The sequence below is a fragment of the Enterococcus sp. AZ163 genome, from assembly GCF_050498925.1.
GTDB lineage: Bacteria > Bacillota > Bacilli > Lactobacillales > Enterococcaceae > Enterococcus_A > Enterococcus_A ferrettii.
Genome location: NZ_JBIPAO010000001.1, coordinates 3,665,499 through 3,685,088 on the forward strand (window position 1 = coordinate 3,665,499; position 19,590 = coordinate 3,685,088).

18 protein-coding genes are annotated in these 19,590 nt (G+C 41.6%); 2 read left to right on the forward strand and 16 right to left on the reverse strand.

Annotated elements, in window-relative coordinates; all coding sequences use genetic code 11:
* Nucleotides 1–3: 3 nt before the first annotated feature.
* A complete protein-coding gene (locus IGI46_RS17660) occupies nucleotides 4–1,929 on the forward strand; it encodes a fructose-1,6-bisphosphatase (RefSeq protein ID WP_429964248.1) in 1,926 nt (641 codons plus the stop codon).
* Between the two features lie 76 nt (nucleotides 1,930–2,005).
* A complete protein-coding gene (locus IGI46_RS17665; protein WP_429964249.1) occupies nucleotides 2,006–2,947 on the forward strand; it encodes an AEC family transporter in 942 nt (313 codons plus the stop codon).
* A 45-nt stretch (nucleotides 2,948–2,992) separates the two neighbouring features.
* Here IGI46_RS17665 and glyS read toward each other — a convergent pair whose 3' ends face one another.
* The 16 genes from glyS to IGI46_RS17745 all read right to left on the reverse strand — a co-directional run bounded on the left by glyS (nucleotide 2,993) and on the right by IGI46_RS17745 (nucleotide 19,577).
* Nucleotides 2,993–5,071 (reverse strand): glycine--tRNA ligase subunit beta, encoded by a 2,079-nt coding sequence (gene glyS, locus IGI46_RS17670; RefSeq protein ID WP_429964250.1) that lies wholly within the window; start codon nucleotides 5,069–5,071, stop codon nucleotides 2,993–2,995.
* A gap of 2 nt (nucleotides 5,072–5,073) precedes the next feature.
* Nucleotides 5,074–5,964, reverse strand: a complete 891-nt coding sequence (gene glyQ, locus IGI46_RS17675; RefSeq protein ID WP_207704793.1) for a glycine--tRNA ligase subunit alpha — start codon at nucleotides 5,962–5,964, stop codon at nucleotides 5,074–5,076.
* A gap of 280 nt (nucleotides 5,965–6,244) precedes the next feature.
* Entirely contained in the window at nucleotides 6,245–7,069 is an 825-nt protein-coding gene (locus tag IGI46_RS17680) for a histidinol-phosphatase HisJ family protein (protein ID WP_429964251.1), read from the reverse strand.
* A gap of 11 nt (nucleotides 7,070–7,080) precedes the next feature.
* Nucleotides 7,081–7,716, reverse strand: a complete 636-nt coding sequence (gene hisIE / locus IGI46_RS17685) for a bifunctional phosphoribosyl-AMP cyclohydrolase/phosphoribosyl-ATP diphosphatase HisIE (protein ID WP_429964252.1) — start codon at nucleotides 7,714–7,716, stop codon at nucleotides 7,081–7,083.
* Nucleotides 7,717–7,728: 12 nt separating this feature from the next.
* The gene (hisF, locus tag IGI46_RS17690) at nucleotides 7,729–8,487 is read right to left on the reverse strand and encodes an imidazole glycerol phosphate synthase subunit HisF (RefSeq protein ID WP_429964253.1); all 759 of its coding nucleotides are present in this window, start codon (nucleotides 8,485–8,487) and stop codon (nucleotides 7,729–7,731) included.
* Complete coding sequence (hisA, locus tag IGI46_RS17695; protein ID WP_429964254.1) at nucleotides 8,487–9,206, reverse strand: 1-(5-phosphoribosyl)-5-[(5-phosphoribosylamino)methylideneamino]imidazole-4-carboxamide isomerase; 720 nt, start codon at nucleotides 9,204–9,206, stop codon at nucleotides 8,487–8,489. Before hisA ends, hisF begins: the two co-directional genes overlap by 1 nt.
* Nucleotides 9,203–9,829, reverse strand: a complete 627-nt coding sequence (hisH, locus tag IGI46_RS17700; RefSeq protein ID WP_429964255.1) for an imidazole glycerol phosphate synthase subunit HisH — start codon at nucleotides 9,827–9,829, stop codon at nucleotides 9,203–9,205. Before hisH ends, hisA begins: the two co-directional genes overlap by 4 nt.
* A gap of 14 nt (nucleotides 9,830–9,843) precedes the next feature.
* Nucleotides 9,844–10,437 (reverse strand): imidazoleglycerol-phosphate dehydratase HisB, encoded by a 594-nt coding sequence (gene hisB / locus IGI46_RS17705; RefSeq protein ID WP_429964256.1) that lies wholly within the window; start codon nucleotides 10,435–10,437, stop codon nucleotides 9,844–9,846.
* Nucleotides 10,437–11,492 carry a histidinol-phosphate transaminase gene (hisC, locus tag IGI46_RS17710; protein WP_429964257.1) on the reverse strand — a complete coding sequence of 352 codons (1,056 nt, stop codon included), beginning with the start codon at nucleotides 11,490–11,492 and terminating at the stop codon, nucleotides 10,437–10,439. The genes hisB and hisC overlap by 1 nt, the downstream gene beginning before the upstream one ends.
* Nucleotides 11,489–12,772, reverse strand: coding sequence for a histidinol dehydrogenase (gene hisD, locus IGI46_RS17715; RefSeq protein WP_429964258.1), 1,284 nt, complete (start codon nucleotides 12,770–12,772; stop codon nucleotides 11,489–11,491). The genes hisC and hisD overlap by 4 nt, the downstream gene beginning before the upstream one ends.
* Nucleotides 12,769–14,325, reverse strand: a complete 1,557-nt coding sequence (gene hisG, locus IGI46_RS17720; RefSeq protein ID WP_429973918.1) for an ATP phosphoribosyltransferase — start codon at nucleotides 14,323–14,325, stop codon at nucleotides 12,769–12,771. The genes hisD and hisG overlap by 4 nt, the downstream gene beginning before the upstream one ends.
* Nucleotides 14,326–14,544: 219 nt before the next feature.
* Entirely contained in the window at nucleotides 14,545–15,336 is a 792-nt protein-coding gene (gene recO, locus IGI46_RS17725; protein WP_429964260.1) for a DNA repair protein RecO, read from the reverse strand.
* Between the two features lie 93 nt (nucleotides 15,337–15,429).
* Nucleotides 15,430–16,329, reverse strand: a complete 900-nt coding sequence (gene era, locus IGI46_RS17730; RefSeq protein ID WP_429964261.1) for a GTPase Era — start codon at nucleotides 16,327–16,329, stop codon at nucleotides 15,430–15,432.
* An 89-nt stretch (nucleotides 16,330–16,418) separates the two neighbouring features.
* Complete coding sequence (locus IGI46_RS17735; protein ID WP_429964990.1) at nucleotides 16,419–16,802, reverse strand: diacylglycerol kinase family protein; 384 nt, start codon at nucleotides 16,800–16,802, stop codon at nucleotides 16,419–16,421.
* A gap of 100 nt (nucleotides 16,803–16,902) precedes the next feature.
* Nucleotides 16,903–17,376: an rRNA maturation RNase YbeY gene (gene ybeY, locus IGI46_RS17740; protein WP_207704781.1), complete on the reverse strand. Its 474-nt coding sequence runs from the start codon at nucleotides 17,374–17,376 to the stop codon at nucleotides 16,903–16,905.
* On the reverse strand, nucleotides 17,376–19,577 hold the full coding sequence (locus IGI46_RS17745) for an HD family phosphohydrolase (protein WP_207704780.1): 2,202 nt from the start codon (nucleotides 19,575–19,577) through the stop codon (nucleotides 17,376–17,378). The genes ybeY and IGI46_RS17745 overlap by 1 nt, the downstream gene beginning before the upstream one ends.
* Between the last annotated feature and the right edge of the window lie 13 nt (nucleotides 19,578–19,590).

The following is a 19,590-nucleotide window of genomic DNA, read 5'->3' on the forward strand; positions in this document are numbered from 1 at the left end:
TTTATGCTGTCTACCCGTGAAAAATATTACCAAATGCTGGAAAAAGAATTCACTACCAAGGAAGCAATCTTGACTGAATTAATTAATCTGGAAGCAATCATGCACTTGCCTAAAGGAACCGAATTGTATATCAGCGATATTCACGGTGAGTACGATGCCTTTAACCATATTCTGCGTACCGGAGCTGGTAACATCAAGGAGAAAATCAGCGGCCTGTTTCAGGACCGTTTGACTTCCCATGAAAAAGACAAACTGACTATTTTAGTAGCTTACCCACGAGAAGCATTAGCAAGCAATACCTTCTTCGATCATAAGGATTGTTCCTGGTATCGCAAAAAAATACGCCAATTGTTAGAATTGCTGAGCTATTCTTCAACCAAATATACTCGTTCAAAGGTAAGAAAGGCTTTGCCAAAACAATATGCTTATATTATTGAAGAGTTAATGTATACTGACACTAATTATCAGGATAAAGCTGATTACTTTGACCAAATCATGTCTCATCTTTTGGAGCTGGATCAGGGTGAACCTTTCATTATAGCTTTATGCAACAGTATTCAGCGCTTAGTCTTAGACCATCTGCATGTCGTTGGCGATATTTACGACCGTGGACCGGCCGCCGACAAGATTATGGACCGTTTATGCCAGCAGCCCTCCGTCGACGTTCAGTGGGGCAACCACGATATTTTATGGATGGGTGCTTACGGCGGCTCTCGCGCCTGCCTAATAACCCTGCTGCGAATTGCTGCCCGTTACAATTATCTTTATGAAATTGAACAGGCTTATGCCTTAAATCTGCGTCCTTTGTTTATGTACGCTGAAGAGCACTATGAAAAAAATCCGGTCTTCACACCCAAAGAAAAAAATTGCAGCGCAGACTATTCCATCGAAAGTTTAGATACGCTGGAAAAGGTTCACCAAGCTTTATCTATTTTACAATTTAAACTGGAAGGACAGCTGATTCAACGTCATCCCGAATTTGAGATGGAAGATCGTTTAATGTTTAATCAGATCAATTTCAAGTCCAATACAATCAAACTGGGCAAAGATACTTACCCTTTGCAGGGCAGCTGTTTCAAAACAGTGCAAAAGGACCCTTATGCCCTTACTCAGCAGGAATATTATGTAGTGGATATGCTGATGGCCTCTTTCCAAATGTCGGTCAAAATGCAAGAACATATGAATTTCTTACTGGACAAAGGCTCCATGTACTTGGTTTACAATCAACACTTGCTGTTCCATGGTTGTATTCCATTGGATGAAAAGGGGAACTTCCTACCCCTAAAAGTTGGCAAGGATCTTTATGAAGGCAAAGGCCTGCTGGAGTTTTTCGAAAACCAAATCCGGTTAGGTTGCAATGATCAAAGTACAGATAATCCACATGCTGATTGGATCTGGTATTGCTGGACTGGTAAAATCTCACCCCAATTTGGAAAGAGTGCCATGACAACCTTTGAGCGCTACTTCATCAATGATAAAAAGACGCATTTGGAAGTAAAAAACAGCTACTACTCTTTCCGGGATAAAAAAGAAATCTGCGAAATGATTTTAGAAGAGTTTGGTCTTTATTCACCCGCCTCTCGTATCATCAACGGTCATACACCGGTGAAGGTGAAGGGCGGCGAATCACCCATTAAAGGTGAAGGAATGCTGTTTGTGATTGATGGCGGTCTTTCTAAGGCTTATCAGAAGACTACTGGCATTGCTGGGTACTCGCTATTGAACAATTCCTATGGCTTCCAATTGGTTACTCATGAACCCTTTACCTCGGTTGAGAATCTGCTAGAGAAGCAATCTGATCAAACCTCTTTGAAAAAAGTAATTGATCATGAACTGACCCGTATTCTGATTAAGGACACGACAGTTGGTTTAAGCATTGAGGAGCAGATCGAAAATTTGACGGGTTTGTTATTGTATCAAAAAAACTAAGAAAATTTTCACTCCTCTTCCAATTCATCTTGTTGGGAGAGGGGTTTTTCGGTATAGTTGAAGCGAGGTGTTGTTCATGCTATCTGCATATATCAATATATTTTTAATTTTTGCTTTAATGTTTATCGGCTATTTTTTGACCTATAAACAGTGGTTTACCAACCAAGTGGGGGATGTTTTCTCCAAATTGGTGCTGCAAATTGCCCTTCCCTGCAATATGTTTTTGAATATTACCAAGAACTTTTCCCGTGAAGAATTTTTGCAATTATTCAGTGGAATGATTATTCCGCTTATTTCCATGCTGCTGACCTTTGCCTTCAGCTACCTATATGTCAAACTATTCAAGGTTTCAGAAGGTCGCCAAGGAGCCTTCGCCACAATGTTTACTTGCTCCAATACGATTTTTATTGGCTTACCGATTAATTTAGCTATCTTTGGTGAGAAATCAGTGCCCTATGTCCTGCTCTATTACATTGTGAATACTACCTTATTTTGGACCATCGGGATCTATTTGATAGCCAAAGACCATCCGCAAATTGAACAAGCAACGGTTCATTTTCATCCGTTGCAGGTTCTAAAAAAAATATTCTCACCTGCTCTGTTAGGATTTTTAGTGGGCGTTGGCTGGGTACTGCTTAGCCTGCCTATGCCGAATGAAGCTGCGACCTTTTTTGCTTACTTAGGTAATTTAACTACACCCTTGTCAATGTTTGTCATCGGAATCATCGTGTACAATGTAGGAATTCGAAACCTTAAGCTGAATAAGGACATTCTTGGCGTTTTAGTAGGCCGTTATTTGCTGTCCCCGTTAATTGTTTGGTTATTGGGGCAATGGATTCATGTCCCTGAGCTGATGCTGTCTGTCTTTATCATTCAATCAGCCATGCCGGTACAAAACTCCGTACCGATCCTCGCTCGATCTTACGGCGGTGATCAGGAATACGCTGCTTCTTCATTAGGCTATTCGGTTCTATTGTATCTTGTGTATATCCCAGTGCTATTAAAACTCATTTTATAATGCAAAAAAACCTTCAGACGCGTTTGTCTGAAGGTTTCTTTCTGCTTATTTTGTAATGATTTTATCGATACTTGCTAGAGCTTCCGCCATATCAGCAATCTGTGCTAATTGAGTTAATCGGTTATTGCGGACTTTTTCGTCTTCTGCCATAACCATCGTTTCGTTAAAGTAGCGCTCAATCACCGGACGCAGGTTTGCTAGCATTTCATAATTATCTGCCATGGATTGATCGCCAAACTGATCACAAGCAGATTTTACCGCAGCAAATAATTCTTTTTCACTCTCATTTTCAAAGAGTTTTGGATCAACCTTTTGACCAACCGCTTCAGTATTTACTTTCTTAGCTAAGTTGATTACCCGAGTTAAAGCTTCCATCGATTCCTTGAAATCAACATCCTTAACATGTTGACCAAAAATACGAGCCGTTTCAAAAATTTGGGTTAAGTCATCCTGCTTCGATGCCAATACTGCATCAATCAAGTCATGACGGATATTTTGCAGCTGCAGACGTTGGCGTAAACGGCCTTTGAAGAAGTCCACTAATGCTTGTTGATCTTGATTGAAATGAATGCCAAAGCTGGCTTCATCTGCATTAATTGCTTCAGCCACTACTTGCTGAACTTTTCGGAATGGGAAACTCCAGCCTTTGTTTTCAATAATACGTACAATTCCATAAGTTTGACGACGCAAAGCATATGGGTCGTTTGAACCACTTGGAATCATTTCTACCGCAAAGAAGGCTAAAATACTGTCCAGCTTGTCAGCTACTGCTAAAACTGCTCCGATACTCGATTCAGGCAAATCACCTTCAGCTGAAATCGGCAGGTAATGCTCTCGAACAGCCTGAGCAACTGCTGGTTTTTCCCCTTGCAGCAACGCATATTTCTCACCCATGATCCCTTGTAATTCAGGGAATTCACCCACCATGTTAGTGACTAGGTCAAACTTATAAATCTCGGAAGCTCGCTGCAAATCAGTTAATTCGTCCTCTGTTAAGCCTACTTGCTTACCAATCAGCTGACTAATTTTGCCAACCCGCTGCATTTTTTCATAGATGCTGCCGATTTTTTCATGGAAGGTTACGTTTTTCAGTTTTTCAACACAAGCATCAATAGAGAGCTTTTTGTCCTCTTCGTAGAAAAAGTCCGCATCCTCCAAGCGAGCGGTTAGTACTTTTTGATTTCCTTTAATGACATTGTCCAGCTTAACATTATTCCCGTTACGTACAGAAATAAAGTGAGGAAGCAAGATTCCTTTTTGATTACGAACATCAAAATAGCGTTGATGTTCCTTCATGGAAGTGACTAAAACTTCTTCAGGAACGGATAAGAAGCGCTCTTCGTAGTCGCCCACAAAAACAGTTGGATATTCAACCAAATTACTTACTTCTTCTAAAAGATCCGCATCCAGATCAATTTGCCATTTATTCTCGGCAGCCAATTGATTGATTTGATCAATAATCATTTGTTGGCGCTCTTGGGCATTCGCAATGACAAATTGTTCCTTCAATTTTTCTTCGTATTCTTTTGGCTCATTGATTACCGCGTTGTCACCTAAGAAACGATGTCCGCGGGTTTCACGACCCGTTTTCACATCTAAAATTTCAAAAGGGATCACTTCTTCATCCAATAAAGCGACAATCCAGTGAATTGGACGAATGTATTCAAAAGTAGTATCGCCCCAATGCATAGTTACTGGGAAGGTCATACTAGTGATAACTTTATCTAATTGCGTTAACACTTCGTTGCTTTCTTTTCCATGAATATACTTCGTTACATAAACATATTCGACACCATTCACTTCACGGAAAGTAATCGCATCCGTGGTCAAACCTTGCCCACGAACAAACCCTTCTGCTGCCTTGCTCCAATTCCCCTCTGTGTCCTGAGCAATCTTCTTAGCTGGCCCTTTAACTTCTTCTTGAACATCTTCTTGACGATCAGGAATATTGGTTACTCGAATCCCCAAACGACGAGGGGTCGAAAAGCTTTCCACTGAATCAAAGGTTAAACTATTTTCTTCTAAAAATTTCACTACACGTTCTTCCAGCTGTTTACTGCTGGGCCAAACCACATGGGCAGGCATTTCTTCTAAACCGATTTCTAATAATAGATCTTTTGCCATTTTTATTTGCCCTCCTCATGATTTAACAATGGGAATCCTAATTTTTCACGTTCTGCCACAAAGATTTTCGCAACAGCTCGTGCCATATTACGAATACGTGCCAAGTAGCCTGCCCGTTCAGTGACTGAAACGGCTCCGCGCGCATCTAGTAGGTTAAAGGTATGACTGCATTTTAAAATGTAATCATAGGCCGGATGCACTAAATCTTCATCAATGCATCGTTGTGCTTCCTTTTCGAATTTATCAAAGTTATCCAGCAGCATCTTTTGGTCACTAACTTCAAAGGAATATTTTGAATGTTCATATTCTGGCTGCTTGAAGATTTCGCCATATTTTACATCATCTGACCATTGCAGATCGTAGACACTTTCCACTTCTTGAATATAAGAAGCCAAACGTTCCAAACCATAAGTTAATTCAGCTGTTACAGGATGACAAGGTAGTCCGCCAACTTGTTGGAAATAAGTAAATTGGGTGATTTCCATTCCATCTAGCCAAACTTCCCAGCCTAGTCCTGCACAGCCCATTGATGGGTTTTCCCAGTTGTCCTCTACAAAGCGAATATCATGCTCCAGTGGATCAATTCCCAGTAAGCGCAAGCTGTCTAAGTACAGCTCTTGAATATTCTCTGGTGAAGGCTTCATCACTACCTGAAACTGATGGTGCTGATACAAACGGTTGGGATTTTCTCCGTAGCGTCCATCCGCTGGCCGACGTGATGGCTCCACGTAAGCTGCCCGCCAAGGTTCTGGTCCAATTGCCCGTAAAAAGGTATAAGGACTCATCGTTCCGGCACCCTTTTCTGTGTCATAGGCCTGCATCAGCATACAACCATTGTCGGACCAAAATTTTTGCAATGTCAAAATAATGTCTTGCATGGATCGTTTACTCATTTATTTTCCTCCTTGAATGTTCTAAAAACATGAAAAAGCCCTATGTCTGCAATAGACATAGGGACGTATTAACGCGGTTCCACCCTACTTCCAAGTCAAAAAAACTTGGCAGCTTTCAACTACTGTGCTCACAAACGCCGGGAAAATTCATATCACATTCGGCTTCCACTGACCCGAACTCGCTTCACTGAGGGATGAACTTCTTTTTTTGCTCAACGCACCTATTCAACTTGCTACTATAATATCGACTTTTCCTATGGTTTGTCAAATCGTATTTAGCTTAAAACGAAATTTTTTGAAATTCGCCATCCTTTAATTGAACCGTCGAGGTAAAACCTAAGGACTTCAATAGTTCACCAGTCTCTTTAAAATGAAAATTTAACGTATTTGTTTCATGACTGTCACTAGTGACAATCACCGGGCATTCTCTTAACTGCAGCTGCTGCAGCAAGAAACAATCCGGATAAGGCTGTGTTCGCCAATTACGAGAAATGGCTCCAGTATTCACTTCTACCAAACCGCCATAGGATTGAACCAAATCAATTACGTTATCTAATGCCTTCAAAGCAATCTTCTGGTATGCGCTGCTTTTATCATCAAACCAAGAGGCCTTCTCATTGAACTTTGTAATCAGATCAAAGTGCCCGACGATTTTCGGCTGATGCTGTTGAATATGACTCACTACGGTGTCGTAGTAGTCCTGAATCATTAACAGATTGTCGCCGCCATACCAGTCCCGCAAAGTTTCCATCAGCGTTTCTGGACTTTCATCAACTGAACGATAGACGCCATTTCTTGGTGGTAAGTAATGCACCGACCCCACAAAATAGTCATAGCCAATCTGTGGATCTGGACTATAGTAGTCCCATTCCAAACCTAAACGAATCGTCAAATAATCCTTGAATTGCTCCTGCAGTCCATGGGCCTCCTTTTGGTACCCTGATTCATCAGCAACGCCAGGACAAGAAGGATCAAAGGGTGCTGAAGAATGGCTGGTAAAGCCTAAGTCAGTAAAACCTAATTGAATAGCTGCCTCAGCCATCGATTGCATCGTATCCTTACCATCACACCAGGTGCTGTGGGTATGTGCGTTTGAATAGAACATGAAACTTCCCCCTATTTTAACGTTTCTTGCTTCACCTTATGATCGACGACATGCCGTTTGGCTAATTCCTGCTGAACCTCTTCTACCGTAATGCCCATTTCCACTAAAAGCACTAGCATATGATAAGTTAAATCCGCTGCTTCAAAAACAGTTTCCTGACGATCTGCCTTCATTGCTCCAATAACAACTTCGGTAGATTCTTCACCAATTTTTTTCAAAATCTTTTCTAACCCCTTATCGAACAAGTAGCTGGTATAACTACCTTCCTTTGGTGACGTCTTGCGCTCCTTAATTAATTGATAAAGATCAGTTAGTTGAACTTTCTCCTGCTCCTGCTCACCAAAAAGCTGTTCAGTAAAGCAGCTTTCTGAACCAATATGGCAGGCAGGCCCATCCTTGGTCACCTTAGCAACTAAGGCATCTTGATCGCAATCAGCGGTCAAAGAGACTAAATGCTGGTAGTTCCCACTAGTTTCTCCTTTGCGCCATAACTCTTGACGGCTGCGAGAATAAAAGGTCATTAAACGATCCTTCAACGTTAAGGTTAAACTTTCTTGATTCATATAAGCCAAGGTCAAGACTTGATTGGTTTGGGCATCCTGTACAATAACTGGGATTAAGCCTTGTTCATCAAATTTCAGTTCCATCTGCTTCCTCCTCTAAACAATTCGCATTGGAATTGCTTTTTCTGTTAATTGACGCTTTAAATCAGGAATTTTTACTTCGCCATAATGGAAAATCGAAGCTGCTAAGCCTGCTTCAATATTGGGCAGCTGGAACAAGCGATAAAAATCTTCACTGTTTCCGGCTCCTCCAGAGGCAACAATCGGTAATGCGCTGATTTCACTAACCGCTGTTAACAAAGGTAAATCAAATCCCTGCTTCACGCCATCCGTATCCATGCTGTTAATTACCAGCTCGCCGGCACCTAATGCTTCGCCTTTTTTGATCCATTCTAACGCGTCCAAACCAGTATCTTCGCGACCACCCTTAGCAAAAACCCGCCACTGATCGCCTACCTTTCGAATATCAACCGAAAGAACCACACATTGACTGCCGTAACGCTTGGCCCCATCCTCAATCAGTTGAGGATTTCGCAAAGCCCCAGAATTAACACTGACTTTATCGGCACCACAATTTAATACCCGTTCAAAATCAGCTACTTCATTAATTCCGCCGCCCACAGTTAAAGGAATAAATACCTCTGAGGCAACAGCCTCTAAAATATCAGTAAACAGCTCACGATCTTCGGCTGAAGCTGTAATATCGTAGAAAACTAATTCATCCGCTCCCTGCTCATTGTAAAACCGTGCCAAAGTAACTGGATCATTCACATCCTTCAGCCCAGCAAAGTTTACCCCCTTGACTACTCGGCCATCCCGGACATCCAAACAAGGAATAATTCGTTTTGCGAGCATTAGTTCTCCTCCTTGCCGGCTGCCAAGACATCCTCTAGCTTCAAGCTACCATTATAAAGGGATTTGCCGACAATTGCTCCACCAATCTGAATCGCCTTTAATTGTTCAATATCCGCTAAACTGGCTACTCCGCCAGAAGCCACAATTTCCAAATCTAATTCATTCAGTTTTTGGTACAAAGGAATATTAATTCCTTGACCTGTCCCATCCCGGGAAATCTCCGTGAAAATAATGGTCTTTGCTCCCCAGCGTTGCAGCTGCTGACAGAATTCAAAAGCATCGGTTTCGGTTTTTTCCAACCAGCCCTCTACTGCTACTTTCCCCTCTTTAGCATCTACTCCAATGGCAATTTTCTCGCTATACTTTGCCAGCATAGCTTGTGTAAACTCAGGATCTTTTTGCGCAATTGTTCCTAAAATTACTCGATCCACTCCAGCATCCAGACAATGTTGAATCGTTGCTTCATCGCGAATGCCACCGCCAACTTCGACAAACAAGTTGGTTTGTTCAACAATTTGCTTCGCAATTTCGAAATAGTGCAGCTTCCCAGCCTTAGCACCATCCAAATCGACCAAATGCAGATATTTTGCTCCCGCCTCCTCAAAGGACTTGGCAAAAGCTGCTGGATCATCACCAAAGATTTCCTGCTGATCGTAGTCTCCTTGATACAAACGAACGACCTTTTGATTTAATAAATCGATTGCTGGAAAGATTTTCATTTTCCCACCTCCGCAAATGCTTTAAGAATTTTCAATCCGACATCGCCGCTTTTTTCTGGATGAAACTGAGTCCCCATGACATTTTCCTTTTGGACAATCCCGGGAATTTTGACACCATAATCGCTAACTGCAACCAGTGAGTCTTCGCAATCCGCTCCATAGAAGCTATGCACATAATAAACATAATCGCCTTGTTGGATAGCGCGAACCAGCGGGCAATCCTCTTGCAAAATTTCCAATTGGTTCCAGCCAATTTGCGGTACCTTCAAATCAATCGCCTGTTTTCGAAAGGCCTCTGTCATAGAAACAATCTTTCCAGGAATCAATCCTAGCCCTCGATAATTGCCGAATTCTTCACTCGTTTCGAATAGCAACTGCATCCCTAAACAAATCCCTAAGAAGGGTTTTCCGCTGGCTGCTAATTGCTGAATTGGCGCAATTAATTCCAGCTGCTCTAATTTTTCAATTGCATCCCCAAAAGCTCCAACACCAGGTAGAATAATGTGATCAGCCGCTTCTAGGATACTTAAGTCTCTTGTTACAATACTCTTCTCGCCAATATATTCCAACGAGCGGGTTAAACTGAATAAATTGCCGACACCATAATCAATAATCGCTATCATCAGATTCTCCCTTTCTAGATAATCGTTCCTTTAGTTGAAGGAATTTCATCTGGCGCCGCCTGATTGATGGTGACTGCTTCGCCTAATGCTCGACCAAATCCTTTAAAGCAGGCTTCAACAATATGATGACTATTTTTGCCAGCAATTTGATGTAAGTGAATGGTTGCTCCTAATTCACGAGCAAAAGCAATGAAGAACTCCTCAACCAGCTCCGTATCAAACTGTTGGCCAATTTTTTCGGTAGGAATATCCAGCTCAACGACGGCCATTCCACGTCCACTGATATCTAAAGCAGTCATCACCAAGGCTTCATCCATCGGAAGCATCATACTGCCATAGCGCTTAATTCCGCGACGTTCGCCCAAAGCTTCAGAAAAGGCACGACCAATCGCAATCCCTACATCCTCCGTTGTATGATGGGCATCCACTTCGATATCGCCGTCACAGACCAGCTCTAAGTCAAAACGGCCATGACGAGTAAACAATTCCAGCATGTGGTCTAGAAAACCAATACCTGTTTTAATATTTTGTTGGCCAGTTCCGTCCACAGCTAATTGGAGTTGAATCTTCGTTTCCGAGGTATTGCGCGTCACTTCTGCTTTTCTCATTAGTTGGCTCCTTCCAAAATTCGATCCACGGCATCCATCAAGCGTTCCATTTGTTCTTTGGTTCCAATTGAAATACGTAAATAGTCCTTTGTACGCGGTTGATTAAACCAGCGGACTAAGATTTTTTGTTCTCGCAACGCCTCAAATAACGTTTCGCCAGCAAATTCAGAATGTTTGGCAAACAGGAAATTGCAATAGCTGTCTGTCATTTCAAAGCCTCGTTTTTTCAATTCCTGTGTACTCCACTTTCTTACTTCAATCGTCTTCTTGATACATTGGTCCACATAATCCTGCTTGGCTAACACTGCAGCCCCCGCAGCCTGGGTCATTGCATTGATATTGTAGGGATTCACACTGTATTTGATCTGATTCAGATTCCCAATCAATTGACTGTTCCCTACAGCATAACCTAAACGTGCTCCCGCCAACTGACGTGATTTCGAAAAGGTACCTACCACCAACAGATTATCAAACTCTTCAATGTGGGCAATCATTGATTGACCACCGAAATCAATATACGCTTCATCCACCACCAACAAACGATCCGGATGTCGTTTCAAGAAGTCGCATATTTCCTCACAGGAAAGCAGCAAACCCGTTGGTGCATTGGGATTAGCAATAATTACAGTTCCTGCCAATGCATCATAAGCCGATAAATCTAAGGTAAAATCTTCCATCAAAGGTACCACATTGGCCTGCGCTTGATACATATCACAATAGATAGCATAAAAGCCATAGGTTACATCTGGAAAAGACATCCCTTTTTCGGTGAACGCTTGGAAAATAAAGGATAAAATTTCATCGCTGCCATTCCCTAAAATAACTTGGTCCGCTTTGACTCCTAACTGCTTTGCTAAGGGGTCAACAACAATTCTTACAGCAGTATCGGAGTAACGGTTTAACGTATGAGCTGCTGCCTTAACTGCCTCCATAACTGATGGTGCTGGCTCATAAGGACTTTCATTCGTATTCAGCTTAATAAAGTTAGATTCTTTTGGTTGCTCTCCAGGTGTATAAGGAACTAAATGAGCATATTTTGAATGTAAGAAATTCATTCCTTTTCCCCCCTTAATCGAATCGCCATTGAACGGGCATGGCCATCTAAGTGTTCCGTTTTAGCAAATAATTCAACGGAAGGGCCTGCCTCTGCCAATGCTTCTGGTGTATAGTAAAGATAGCTGCTTTTCTTCACATAATCGTCTACCGACAAAGGGGAATAAAAGCGAGCGGTTCCTTCCGTTGGCAAAGTATGGTTTGGTCCAGCAAAATAATCACCTAAAACCTCAGGCGTGTAATGGCCTAAAAAGACACTGCCGGCATTTCTTACTTTTCCTAATAGTCCAAAAGGTTGATCAACTGCTAACTCCAAATGTTCTGGTGCCACCTGATTTGCTAAGGAAATGGCCTCGTCTAAATCCCGAGTTAAAATCAGTTTCCCATTATTGTCCAATGATTGCTGAGCAATTGCTTGTCTCGGCAGGTCAACTAATTGCTGTTGTACTGCTTGATCCACTGCTTTTATCATTGACTCTGAGGTTGTAATCAAAATGGCCTGCGCCAAGGGATCATGCTCGGCCTGAGCAATTAAATCCGCGGCTAACCATTCAGGATTGGCACTGTCATCCGCCACAATCAAGACATCACTTGGACCTGCGATCATATCAATATCAACCAAGCCGTAAACCATACGTTTCGCTGTTGCAACATAAATATTTCCCGGTCCAACAATTTTGTCAACTGCCGGAATCGTTTCCGTTCCATAGGCTAGTGCAGCCACACCTTGCGCTCCACCGACTTGATAAATTTCATCCACACCAGCAACGTGTGCAGCCGCGAGAATAGCTGGTGCTAATTTTCCTTCTTTGCTTGGAGGAGTGATCATAACGATTCGCTTCACCCCAGCAATTTTAGCTGGCAATACATCCATTAATACCGTACTGGGATAAGCTGCTGTTCCGCCGGGCACATAAACGCCCACCGTTTCTAAGGGTAATACACGTTGTCCCATGACAATTCCTTGTTCCGAGGTTGAGACAAATCCCTGGCGAACCTGCTTTTCGTGGTAAGCCGTAATATTTTCTTTGGCTTTTTTCAAAACAGCGAGCAACTCACTAGAAATCTCATTCACACTAGCTTCAATATCCGCAGCTACTACCCGCAAATCAGCGAGTTCAACACCATCGATTTCTTTTGTCAGTTGTTTTATCGCCTGATCTCCGCCAGTTTTAACCTTCGTTACTATTTCAGATACAGTAGCCGAAACATCGACGGATTCAGACATTTTTCGCGCCAAAATTTCTTCCTGCGTTTGTTTTACAGTTGAAAAGATTCTCAAATTTCCTGCCTCACTTTCTCAATAACCTCCTGAATGCGTGCTTGCTTAAAACGCCAAGTAGCAGGGTTAATAATTAACCGTGCAGAAGAGGGTGCGATATCCTGAATCACCTTTAAATTGTTCTCCTTCAAAGTAGTACCTGTTTCCACGATATCGACAATTACGTCTGATAAATCTAATAATGGCGCTAATTCAATCGAACCATGCAATCCAATCAACTCAATCGAACGGCCTAAGCTGTCATAATAATCTCGTGTAATGTTGGAGTACTTCGTTGAAACTCTCAACGGTCTACTTTCATCCTCTACGAAATCATTGCAGGCCGCCACTGCAATTCGACATTCTCCTAGGTGTAGATCTAAAAACTCAATAACATGTGCGTAATTCTCCATCAATATATCTTTGCCAACAACCCCTATATCAGCGGCACCATGCTCCACATAGATCGCTACATCACTAGGTTTCACTAAGAAAAAGCGTAATTTATTTGTTTCATCAACAAAAATCAGCTTGCGATTGTCTTCGAAAACTCCCTCGCTGGCAATTCCGGCTTTGGTAAATAATTGATAGACCGTATCTCCCATCCGTCCTTTTGGTAAGGCGATGTTTAAATACTCGGAGTCCTTCGGTGCTTTTTTTTCACCCACATGATTCAGCTTCATACCAAACCCAATCGCACCTTGACTTTTTCCCTGGCGTTTTAGCAGGAGGTCATAACGTCCGCCATGAAGAATGGTTTCCTTTGATTCCTTAATAAATCCTTGGAACAATAATCCGCTGTAATAATCCGCATCGTTCATAATTGAAAAGTCTAGTCGCAAACGAATCAACGAAGACAACTCAGAGTCACTTGTCAACTGATCGTGTAATTCCTTCAACTCATCTAGTGCAGCTTGTGCTTTAGGCAATGTAGATAGCAACCCACGTGCTTTTTCGTAAAACTGTTCAAACTTACCAGAAAGTCGCAGTAATTTTCCTAAGTTCTCACTTTCTTCTTTTGGCAAATTGTATTTCTGAGTCAATTCATCCATGGCATGCGAGCTTTTATGCTGTAAAGCTTTCAGAACCTGATCCCGCTCCTCTTCAGGGAATTGTTCGCAAATTGCATTGATTATCCCCATGTGAGAAAGGTCTAAGGTTCCTTCGCCTACTAAGGCTAGACTCTGCCAAGCCAAACGCAGAACCTCAAGTTCATCTTTTTGTCCGATGTTGTCAATAATCTCAATTCCCACTTGACGAATCTTTTGATATTCCCCCTCTTGACGATCTTGACGATAAACATCTTCTACGTAATAAACTTTACGACGCTCCCCTGAGGGTGTATTTTTTACAATCGAAATCGTTACATCCGGCTTCAAAGCCATCGTTCGACCATCATTTCCGGTAAAGGTAATAATCGTACTATCTTTAAAAAAATTCCGCTGTTGCTGATAGCCTTCAAATTCCTCAAAGCTGTTTAATTGGTATAGATGAAAATGATGCTCTTGATACAACCTTCTTATTTGTAATTCGATCTGTTCTTCTGGGCGTAGCACATCCCAAAGTTCCTTCATCTATACCACTCCTTTTCCAAAATGAAATTCTCATAAGTTTATGTTTAAAGTATATTAATCATTTTATCATTAAAGGTCAAGGAAAGCTGGAAAATTTGTTAAACAAACGAGGGATTTTTTCAAGAAAGAATCTGAAAAAGCAGATTTTGACTCTATTAAAGTTTTTACCAGTCAAAGATCTATAAAAAAAAATCTGCACCGTCTTTAAGACAGCGCAGACTATTCAGCATCATTTTTTGGATCTAACGGCTTCAGCATATTTTGCCACTCACCCATTTGATCAATGAATCGTTTGCTTTTCAGATGCAATCCAACATATTCTTCATAAAGCTGATCAATCGTTTTACGGATAGCCTGCTTAGTTTCCGGCTTCAAATTTACACTACTGATTTTATCGTAAGAAATCGTCGAAAACATGCGAATGAAATAAATTGCCCGCGGATCTGCATGGTAACGGTGTTCATCCATGTGCCAATGATCCTGACACAAAACCCCACTGTATTTCGAAGAAAAATCAAAGGCTCCAGTAGTCTTTCCACAAATACTGCAGGCTCTCCAGTTTAAAGCTACCCCAAATCGTTGCATAATTTGCAATTCAAAAATATTCAAGATTGTTTCGCCATCGTACCCTTGATCCATCAACTCTAGTGCCTGTTTAGTAAAGCCATACAAAGCCGGATCATAGACATGATCATCAATAGCGGCATCCACTAAACCTAAGATATAGGAACCGTAAGCATTTAGAAAAATGTCCTCCTGCAGCTTGCGCAACGGGTGAATCTCTTTGGCACTATTTAAAAAGGATAAGCCGTCTTCCTTCAAATTACCAATATAGACTGCCTCGGTAAAAGGCATAACTGCAGACCGCAGCGGATTATTCGGTCGGTGAATCCCCTTGGCAAAAAACATAACTTTCCCGGCCGACTCGGTAAAAATCTTAATCAGCTTATCCTTTTCCTTGTAATCCCGACTAAAAAGGATCAAGCCTTTGGTTTCACTTACTTGTGCCATCACGTCACCTCTGCTCTTTCTTTCTATTATAAAGGGATTTCTATCTAATAGGCTAACAAATAGAGGTAAAGCCTCGCTTCACCTCTGCTCATCTTAATAATCATCGTTACGGTAGCCGTAATCCTGCAAATAGGTTTTCTTGTCGCGCCAGTCCTTTTGAACCTTTACCCACAATTCCAGAAACACTTTGTCTCCCAACAAGCGCTCAATATCTTTACGTGCTTGCGTTCCGACATTTTTCAGCATTTTCCCGCCTTTGCCAATAATAATTCCCTTTTGACTCGTACGCTCTACTATAATCGTCGCTTGGATATGAATCTTCTCGTTCTCATCCCGCTTCATTGAGTCAGTTACTACTGCTACTGAGTGGGGAACCTCATCACGGGTCAGTTGCAATACCTTTTCTCGGATTAACTCCGAAACAATAAAATATTCTGGATGATCGGTCACTTGATCTTCTGGAAAATATTGCGGACCTTCCGGCATCTGATCCACTAAAGTTTCCATCATGTGTTCTACATTATTGCCTTCAGTTGCTGAAATAGGAATAACTTCCTTAAATTCCATCACCTGACGATAATCATCAATGATTGCCAGTAATTCATCTGGATGAATCTTATCAATCTTATTGATAATTAAATAAACAGGAACGTTTTGGTTTTTCAATCGTTCCAAAATGAAGTTGTCTCCTGGCCCGCGCTTTTGATCAGCACTAATCATGAACATGATCGCATCGACTTCCCGCAATGCACTATAGGCAGCCTCCACCATATAATCACCTAAACGATGTTTGGGTTTATGAATTCCAGGAGTATCAATGAAAACCAATTGAGCTTCATCCGTCGTATACACTCCTTGAATTTTGTTACGGGTAGTTTGAGCTTTGTCGCTCATAATGGCAATCTTTTGCCCAACAATCCGGTTCAGCAAGGTTGATTTTCCAACGTTAGGACGACCAACAATTGCAACAAATCCTGATTTATGTTCTGTCATAGTTTTTATTCCTTTCCTGAAAAAAACTGGGCGAACCTTTTCAGCTTACAAAAGCTCGTTCGTCCCAGCTAAACAACATTCTCTCAATTTCATGCGTCTAAAAATTCCAGAATTTTTGGCAAGAAAATAATCAAGCCAACAATTACAGCAAAAATAGATGTCAGCAATACCGCACCAGCGGCCATATCCTTGATCTTTTTGCCAATGGCATTGTAGTGACATTCCGTACACATATCTACCACATTTTCAAACACAGTATTAATGATTTCAACTATCCAAACCAAAAAAACTGCCAGAAAAATCCATAGCCATTCTAAACGGTCTAACCCAAGAATGACTCCAGCTAGCATTGCTAGCCCACCTAGAAGAACATGTTTACGCATGTTGCGTTCTTCTTCAAAGACTGTTTGTATTCCTTTAAAAGCAAATTCTAAAGAAGTGATAAAATGCTTGTTCTTCCCCCGATTTTCCATCTTTTTAGGTTCTTCTATTTTATCCACTCTAACTGCTTTTTCTGTCTCATCTATTTTTTCAGTTTTATCCATTTCATCTGTCTTAGCTACTTTTTCTTTTTTATCTTTTGAGTCCATAGGCATCCAAAATCTCTTTCTGTAGTCCGAACATTTCTTTCTCATCTTCCGGGGTCATATGATCATAGCCATTGATATGCAAAAAACCATGAACAGCTAAAAAGCCTAATTCCCGATCGAAACTATGTCCGTACTCTTCCGCCTGTTCTGCTGCACGTTCTGTAGAAATCATTATATCGCCTAGATTTCTTGGCATTGCCATCTCCTCGTCAAAAATTATCGGACCCTCATCTTCACCGTCTTCTTCTAGAGCAAAACTGATCACATCCGTTGGTGCATCCTTATCGCGATAATCCCGATTAATAATCTGAATGGCCGCATTGTCCATAAAAGTGACCGACATCTCCGTGTCTTCTGGCAGCTTCAAATAGTCGGCTGCAAATTGCAGCAAGTCGTCAACTTCAGTGATTCTATCTTGAGAAACTTCGCCGGTTTCATCAATAAAGGTAATATCCACTACCGTTCGCCTCTTTCTTGCTCTTCTTTCATTTTCTCAGCTTCTGATTTCATCTTCGGATATTTAATCCGTGAATGGAAGGTCGAACTCAAACTGCTGATTAACGATTTTTCGACAATTCGAATTTCTTTCAACGTCAAGCCGGAATCGTCCAATTGCCCATCAGAGATACGTTCTTCAATCAACTCATGAACAAATCTGCTGATTTTTTCCATTGATGGATGATCCATTGCGCGTACTGCTGCTTCACAGCTGTCGGCGATACTTACTACACCCGCTTCTCTTGTCTGTGGCTTCGGACCAGGATAACGGAATTCTGCCTCAGTTATTTCCGGATTCCGCTCTTTAGCTTTCACATAGAAGAATTTCATTAAAGTCGTTCCATGATGCTGATAACAAATATCGATCACCATTTGCGGCATTTTGTATTCCTCTAGAATCTTAGCCCCTTCAATCACATGTCCAAAAATAATTTGCTTGCTGTCTTCTGGCAGCAGGAAATTATGTGGATTCTCCGCACCCGGCGGCAGATTTTCCACAAAGAAGTTCGCATGACGAATCTTACCAATATCATGGTAGTAGCAAGCTACACGGGTTAGCAGCGACCGTCCGCCAATCTCAGCTACGGCATTGGCACTCAGATTAGCCACCATCATGGAATGATGATAAGTTCCCGGTGCTTCTTCCAGCAGCTGTTTAAGCAATGGATGGTTGGGATTGCTTAATTCATTTAGCGTAATAACCCCGCTATCTGTTACTAGCAATTCAATATACGGCTGCAGACCAGTTCCTAACAAGAAGGATAATAACGATCCAGCTACCGCACAAATCAACGTGCCCCAAGTTGCACTATTGGTAAAGGACAAGCCTTGATAAATATTCAAAATAATCGCCCAAATCAAGGGGAAGATAACGATCCAAAGCAGCGCCTGCTTGGCTTGATCAGATACTCGTTTTTGTTTTACCATCACTGCCAAAACACCTGAAAACAAATAGGTCATCAAAATAATCGTCAGCATGTTGGTTCCAATGGAATCATAGTAAACAAATAAAGCAAAAATAGTTTGGAAAACAGCCGCTAAACTTCCAGCTCTGCGATTCACAAAAACGGTCAACAACAATGGTACAAAAGCAGCTGGGAAAAATAGCGCCAAGTTATTGCTGCTGGTACTTTGGAAAATTTGAAGAAACTTCATGACTAGAACACTGAAAATCATTGAAGCCGAATAGAATAAGATAAATCGGATTCGCTGAAACTCAACTTCAAATTGTCGGCTGTAGAACCACAAGACAAAGCCTTGAAGAATAGTTGACAAAATCATGGCTATCAGTGGGAAGGTTGACCCGCCCGAGCTAGTCAGCCCCAATAATTTCAATTTATTGAAGGCACTGGCATCAATTTGGCTGCCTTCGCGAACAATGATTTCTCCTTGATAGATCATAACCGGTTGAACAGAGCTCTTCGCCTGTTCCCGTAAATCTTCTGTTCTTTTCTCATTCAGAATATCATTGACTACAATACCGTTTTCCAACAAGTATTGAATCACCTGGTTTTGGTTGTCTGTTAGTCCAAGGTCAGGAATTTGATCGATCGCCTGCTGCCTATAGGCCTCTAAGTCGCTCTCTCGAATTCGTTTGCTCATCTGCTCATCGTTCAACTTTAAAGTCGACGTTTTTACTTGATCTAACTGCTGACTCGTCAGTTGAACAACTAACCGGAAAAAGTTTTCCGGCAGCTTTTGGTAAAAGCTGACTGTATCTTGGTCGATACTTTCAAAGTTCTTTTTTACCGCGGCAACACGTTCCTCCACCGTTGGTTGAGGAACAGTCTCACCTTCTTTAGCTTGTGATACTTTGGTTTGATTAGCCTTATCAATATCACTATTGGTTTTTTGAACCAAATCAATCAATTGACTGATGCGATCGTGCTGAGTTTCTGCCAGTTCAGGCTGGAACGTGTACTCCGGAGTGACAGCTTCAGCTGCCAGTTGACGTTTCTGATCGGTCTCAGCAATATTTTCAAGCGTCTTATTGGCGCGAATACTCTCAGAAGCGACTTGACCCTCCCGGTAATCCACTCGTTTTTGACGCACGCTGGTAAACATCGTAACAATCAAAAGAAATGCAAAAAAGACTAGAGTTAGCGGAATAAATCGTGAACCGAGTTTTTTTCGCAAATTATTGATTGGTTGATTCAACATGTTGTTTCCTCCA